Annotated in this window: 5 protein-coding genes; 1 reads left to right on the forward strand and 4 read right to left on the reverse strand. The window is 70.6% G+C overall.

The features are described 5' to 3' along the window. Positions 1-288 precede the first annotated feature (288 nt). Positions 289-885 (forward strand): antibiotic biosynthesis monooxygenase, encoded by a 597-nt coding sequence (locus B7X32_RS18055; RefSeq protein WP_292722806.1) that lies wholly within the window; start codon positions 289-291, stop codon positions 883-885. 186 nt (positions 886-1,071) lie between these two features. Here B7X32_RS18055 and B7X32_RS18060 read toward each other — a convergent pair whose 3' ends face one another. From B7X32_RS18060 to B7X32_RS18075, 4 genes are all read right to left on the reverse strand, one after another. Continuing rightward, entirely contained in the window at positions 1,072-2,205 is a 1,134-nt protein-coding gene (locus B7X32_RS18060) for a bifunctional 2-methylcitrate synthase/citrate synthase (RefSeq protein ID WP_292722809.1), read from the reverse strand. Between the two features lie 114 nt (positions 2,206-2,319). Next, positions 2,320-3,228 carry a methylisocitrate lyase gene (prpB, locus tag B7X32_RS18065; RefSeq protein WP_292722812.1) on the reverse strand — a complete coding sequence of 303 codons (909 nt, stop codon included), beginning with the start codon at positions 3,226-3,228 and terminating at the stop codon, positions 2,320-2,322. A gap of 133 nt (positions 3,229-3,361) precedes the next feature. Continuing rightward, entirely contained in the window at positions 3,362-4,888 is a 1,527-nt protein-coding gene (locus B7X32_RS18070) for an MmgE/PrpD family protein (protein ID WP_292722815.1), read from the reverse strand. Next, positions 4,885-5,286 (reverse strand): FCD domain-containing protein (locus B7X32_RS18075; RefSeq protein WP_292722818.1); only part of this gene is annotated, 402 nt, incomplete at its 5' end. The genes B7X32_RS18075 and B7X32_RS18070, both read right to left, overlap by 4 nt.

A 5,286-nucleotide genomic window follows, 5' to 3' on the forward strand; every position in this document is an offset into this window, starting at 1 on the left:
GGATGCTCCCGTCTCGGATGCTCCCGCGCCGGCGCTCGCGCGCCGGATACTCCCGTCGCGGATGCTCCCGCGCCGGATGCTCCCGTCGCGAAAGACGCCGGAAAACCGGCCGGAATGCGGCACTCTTCGCGACGGGAGCGGATCCCGGGGTGCCCCAGGGAGCTGGGGCGGTCCGGCGGCACCCACCGGGGGTGCTGCCCGGGGCCACGGCCGTCGGCAACATCCGGGAAACACGGGATGCGTACACTCGGGGACGCCACAAGCACGCACTCCCCCGAAGGACCCACCATGTCCGGTACGCCGTCATCCGCGCCCATCACCGTATCGATCCGCCGCGAGGTCGATCCCGCCCGCATCGCCGAGGCCACGGCCTGGGTGCAGACGGGAGTGAACCTCGCGAGCTCGCACCCCGGCTTCCTCGGATCCGGCTGGGTGCGCGACGGCGAGGACTCGCACCACTGGCACATGCTCTACCGCTTCGCCGATGAGGCGGCCCTGGACGCCTGGGAGGCGTCGAAGGAGCGCGCGTGGTGGCTCTCGATGGGCGAAGGCTTCGTGCGCAGCGAGCGCACCCGGCGGCGGACCGGGATCGAGGGCTGGTTCGACGAGCCCTCGACCGAGACGATCTCGGTGCCCTCCTCGACCGGCGCGACCACGGTCATGGTCGCGCCGTCGCCGCCCCGATGGAAGCAGGCCGTGTCGATCTGGCTCGGCTTCTTCCCGGTGAACCTCGTCTTCACGTACCTGATGAGCCCGGTGCCCGGCTGGAACGGCCTGCCGATCTGGCTGCGCGTGCTCGCGACCACGGTCGTGCTGACGCCGATCATGACCTACTGGGTACTGCCCTGGGTCACCCGCTCGCTCCGCCACTGGCTGAACCGCTGACCTCGCCCCGGCGCCCCGCGCCCCGGTCCCACCGCCCGCACCCCGGGCTGTCGCTGCCCGGAGGTCCCCCCTCCGCTCCCGTCGCAGAAGATGCCGCTCTCCAGCGCGGAAAGCGGCATCTTCTGCGACGGGAGCAGGCCTGAACCGGGGCGGCCAGGGCGGCTGAGCCGGGCTGCCGGGGAACCGTCAGAGCTCGATGTGGCGCTCCGGCACCCCGTCGTAGGCCGAGAGCGGGCGGATCAGGGCGTTGGACGCGGCCTGCTCCATGACGTGCGCCGTCCAGCCCGTGACCCGCGACGCCACGAACAGCGGCGTGAAGGTCAGCGTGTCGAAGCCGATGAGGTTGTACGCCGGCCCCGAGGGATAGTCGAGGTTCGGGTGGATCCCCTTGCGCGCGACGAACTCGTCCGCGAGCGTCGTGTACAGCTCCTCCACGTCGGGGCGGTCGTAGTGCTCCACGAGCGTGTCCAGCGCCGCCTTCATGGTCGGCACGCGGGAGTCGCCGTTCTTGTAGACGCGGTGCCCGAAGCCCATGATCTTGCGCTTCTCGGCGAGCGCCTTGTCCAGCCAGGCGTTCACGTTCGACGCCTCGCCGATCTCGTCGAAGATGTGCAGCACCGCCTCGTTCGCGCCGCCGTGCAGCGGCCCCTTGAGCGCGCCGATCGCGCCGACCACGGCGGAGTACAGGTCGCTCAGCGTCGAGGTGATGACGCGCGCCGTGAACGTGGACGCGTTGAAGGAGTGCTCCGCGTAGAGGATCATCGAGCGGTTGAACGCATCGACGACGACCGGATCCGGCTCGGTGCCGAAGGTCATCCAGAGGAAGTTCGCGGAGTAGTCCAGGTCGTCGCGCGGGGCGACGATGTCCTCGCCGCGGCGGCGGCGCTGGCCGTAGGCGACGATCGCCGGGAGCGCGGCGAACAGCCGGATGCTGCGCTCGAGGTTCTGTTCCGGGGTGCCGCTGGCGTCCAGCACGGATCCGGATCCGACCGCGTCCGAGGCGCCGAGCAGGCTGACCGCCGTGCGGATCTCGTCCATGGGGTGCGCGTCGACCGGCACCAGGTCGATCGCGGCCTTGACGTTGGCGGCGAGCGCACGGTGCTCGCGCTCGGTCGCGCGCAGGGCCGCGAGCTGTGCGGCGGTGGGCAGCTCGCCGTTCCAGAGCAGGTAGGCGACGGCCTCGAACGGCTGGGTCGCCGCGAGCTCCTGCACGGGGTACCCGCGGTAGAGCAGGCTGTTGGTCTCGGGGTTGACCTTCGAGATCGCCGTCGTGTCGACGACGACGCCCGCGAGGCCCTTCTTGATGTCGGGGTCGCTCATGGTGCTGCTCCTTTGCAATTCACGTGTCGTCGAGCGTCCTTCGTCTCGTCGCTGCGCTCCTCGCTCAGGAACCCTCTATCGGTCCCTGAGCGAGCGCAGCGAGACGAAGGGCGCTCAACGCCCGGTGGTGTCGATCGTGAAGTTGAAGACGTTCGTGTCGAAGTGGTTGTACGACTCGTAGTCGATGAGGTCGTACAGATCCGCCCGGTGCTGCATCTCGCCGAGCGCGGAGGTCAGAGTCCCCTCCTCGTTCAGCGTATCCAGCGCACGGCCTGTCGCGCCCATCGCGATCCGCAGCATCGAGACCGGCCAGATCACGATGCTCACGCCGGCGCTGCGCAGCTGCTCGGTCGTGAAGAGCTCGCTCTTGCCGAACTCCGTCATGTTCGCGAGGATCGGCACGTCGAGCTCCGAGGCCATCCGCTCGAACTCGGCGAGGGTGCGCATCGCCTCGGGGAAGATCGCGTCCGCGCCGGCGTCGACGAGGGCCTTGGCCCGGTCGACCGCGGCGTCCATGCCCTCCACCGCGCGGATGTCGGTGCGCGCCATGATGAGGAAGTTCGGATCCCGCCGGGCGTCGACCGCGGCCCTGATGCGCTTGGTCGCCGTGGACTCGTCGACCACGGCCTTGCCGTCGAGGTGCCCGCAGCGCTTGGGGTTGATCTGGTCCTCGATGTGGGTGCCGGCGAGGCCCGCATCCTCGAGCGTCTGGATCGTGCGGGCCACGTTCATGGGCTCGCCGAAGCCGGTGTCGGCGTCGATGATGGCCGGCAGCTCGGTCATCCGGGCGATCTGCTGCCCCCTCCCCGCCACCTCGGTGAGGGTGGTGAGGCCGATGTCGGGCAGGCCCAGATCCGCCGACAGCACGGCGCCGGAGATGTAGACGCCGTCGAAGCCCTTGCGCTCGATGAGCCGGGCGGAGAGCGGATTGAACGCGCCCGGGAAGCGCAGCAGCTCGCCCGCCGCGAGCCGCTCGCGAAGGATCCGCCGCTTCTCCGCGGCCGGTGTGGTGGCGTACAGCATCAGTCTCTCCTTCGTGCACACGGGGTCGTTGGGCGAGCGAAGCGGGACGAAACGCATTCCCTCGTGAGCGCACCGCGTCTCGTCTCGGTCTCGCGGCGCTCGTCCTCGCTCAACGACCCCGGCAGGCACCGCATCAGAACAGGCCCCGGGGCGCGGGCGCCAGGGCGAGCACGCCGGGGGCCGCGACGATCGAGAGCTCGGCGACCTCCTCGGCGGTGAGCTCGGGCAGGCGCTGCACGAGGGCGAGGAACCGCTCGATCTCCGCCGGCTCGAGCACGGGCTCCGCGAGGATCCGGAACTTGCGGATGTAGTCCTCGCGGGCGAACGGCCGTGCCCCCAGCGGGTGCGCGTCGGCCACGGCGATCTCGTCCGTCACGGTCTCGCCGTTCGTCAGGTGGATCTCGACGCGTCCGCCGAACGCCTTCTCGGACGGGTCGATCGAGTGGTAGCGACGGGTCCACTCCTCGTCCTCGGCCGTGGTGATCTTGTGCCAGAGGGCGACCGTGTCCTCGCGCCGCGCGCGCTCCGGCGCGTAGGAGTCGACGTGGTGCCAGCTGCCGTCCTGCAGGGCCACCGCGAAGATGTACGGGATCGAGTGGTCGAGCGTCTCGCGGGACGCGTGCGGGTCGTACTTCTGCGGATCGTTGGCGCCGGATCCGATCACGTAGTGCGTGTGGTGGCTGGTGTGGATCACGATCGAGTCGACGTTCGCGGGATCCGCGAGCTCCGGGCGCTCGTTGTGCAGCTTCCGGGCGAGGTCGATCCAGGCCTGCGCCTGATACTCGGCCGAGTGCTCCTTCGTGTAGGTGTCCAGGATCGCGCGCTTGGACTCGCCCGCCACGGGCAGCGGCACGTCGTACGAGGCGTCCGGGCCGTCCAGCATCCAGGCGACCACGCCGTCCTCGCCCTCGTAGATCGGGCTCGGCGAGGTCTCCCCGCGCATCGCCCTGTCGACGGCCTCGACCGCCATCTTGCCCGCGAAGGCGGGGGCGTGCGCCTTCCACGTGGAGATCTCGCCCTTGCGGCTCTGCCGCGTCGCCGTGGTGGTGTGCAGGGCCTGCCCGACCGCCTGGTAGATGGTCTCGACGTCGAGGCCGAGCAGGGTGCCGATGCCGGCGGCGGCGGAGGGTCCGAGGTGCGCGACGTGGTCGATCTTGTGCGCGTGCAGGCTGATCGCCTTCACGAGGTCGACCTGGATCTCATAGCCGGTCGCGATGCCGCGGACGAGCGCGCGGCCGTCGGCGCCCACGTGCTGCGCCACCGCGAGGATCGGCGGGATGTTGTCGCCGGGGTGCGAGTACTCGGCGGCGAGGAAGGTGTCGTGGTAGTCCAGTTCGCGCACCGCGACGCCGTTCGCCCACGCGGCCCATTCGGGGCTGGTGCGGCGCTCGAGCGCGCAGCCGAACACGGTGGATCCGGATCCGTTCACCGAGACCGGGTGGTCCAGCGCCTGCTGGCGGGCCGCGCTCACGGGGGCGCGGGTGAGCGAGGCGGCCGCGACGGACGCGTTGTCGATCACGCGGTTGATGATCATGTCGACGACATCGGCGTCGACCTCGACCGGGTCGGCCGCGATCTCGGCGATGCGCCAGGCGAGCTGCCCCTCGCGCGGGAGCTGCTCGTCGCTGCGGTGCACGCGGAGGTGGTGGGTGACGGTCATGCTCTGGCCTTCTTTCCGGACGGGGTCGTTGAGCGGGCGCCGGCGGAGCCGGCGTTCGTTGAGTGAGCCGAAGGCGAATCGAAACGCAGAGACGAAACGCCGTGCTCTTCCGTGTTCAGCGAGTCGAGGATGCTCGCGAGCGCGTTATGCAGGTGGACGTGGGTGGCGTGCGCGGCGAGGTCGCCGTCGCCGGATCCGATCGCCTCGGCGATCAGGCGATGCTCGCCGGCGCTCGCGGCGAGACGCGCGGGCTTGTCCCGCGCCATCCGGCGCACGCGCACGAGATGGGTGCGCACGGTGCGCAGCGCGGCCGAGAGGTAGTCGTTGCCGACGGCCGCGTCGAGGGCCTCGTCGAAGCGGGCGATGAGCGCGTAGTACCGCGCGCGGCCCTCCTCGTC

The organism is Microbacterium sp. 13-71-7 (assembly GCF_002257455.1).
Lineage (GTDB): Bacteria > Actinomycetota > Actinomycetes > Actinomycetales > Microbacteriaceae > Microbacterium.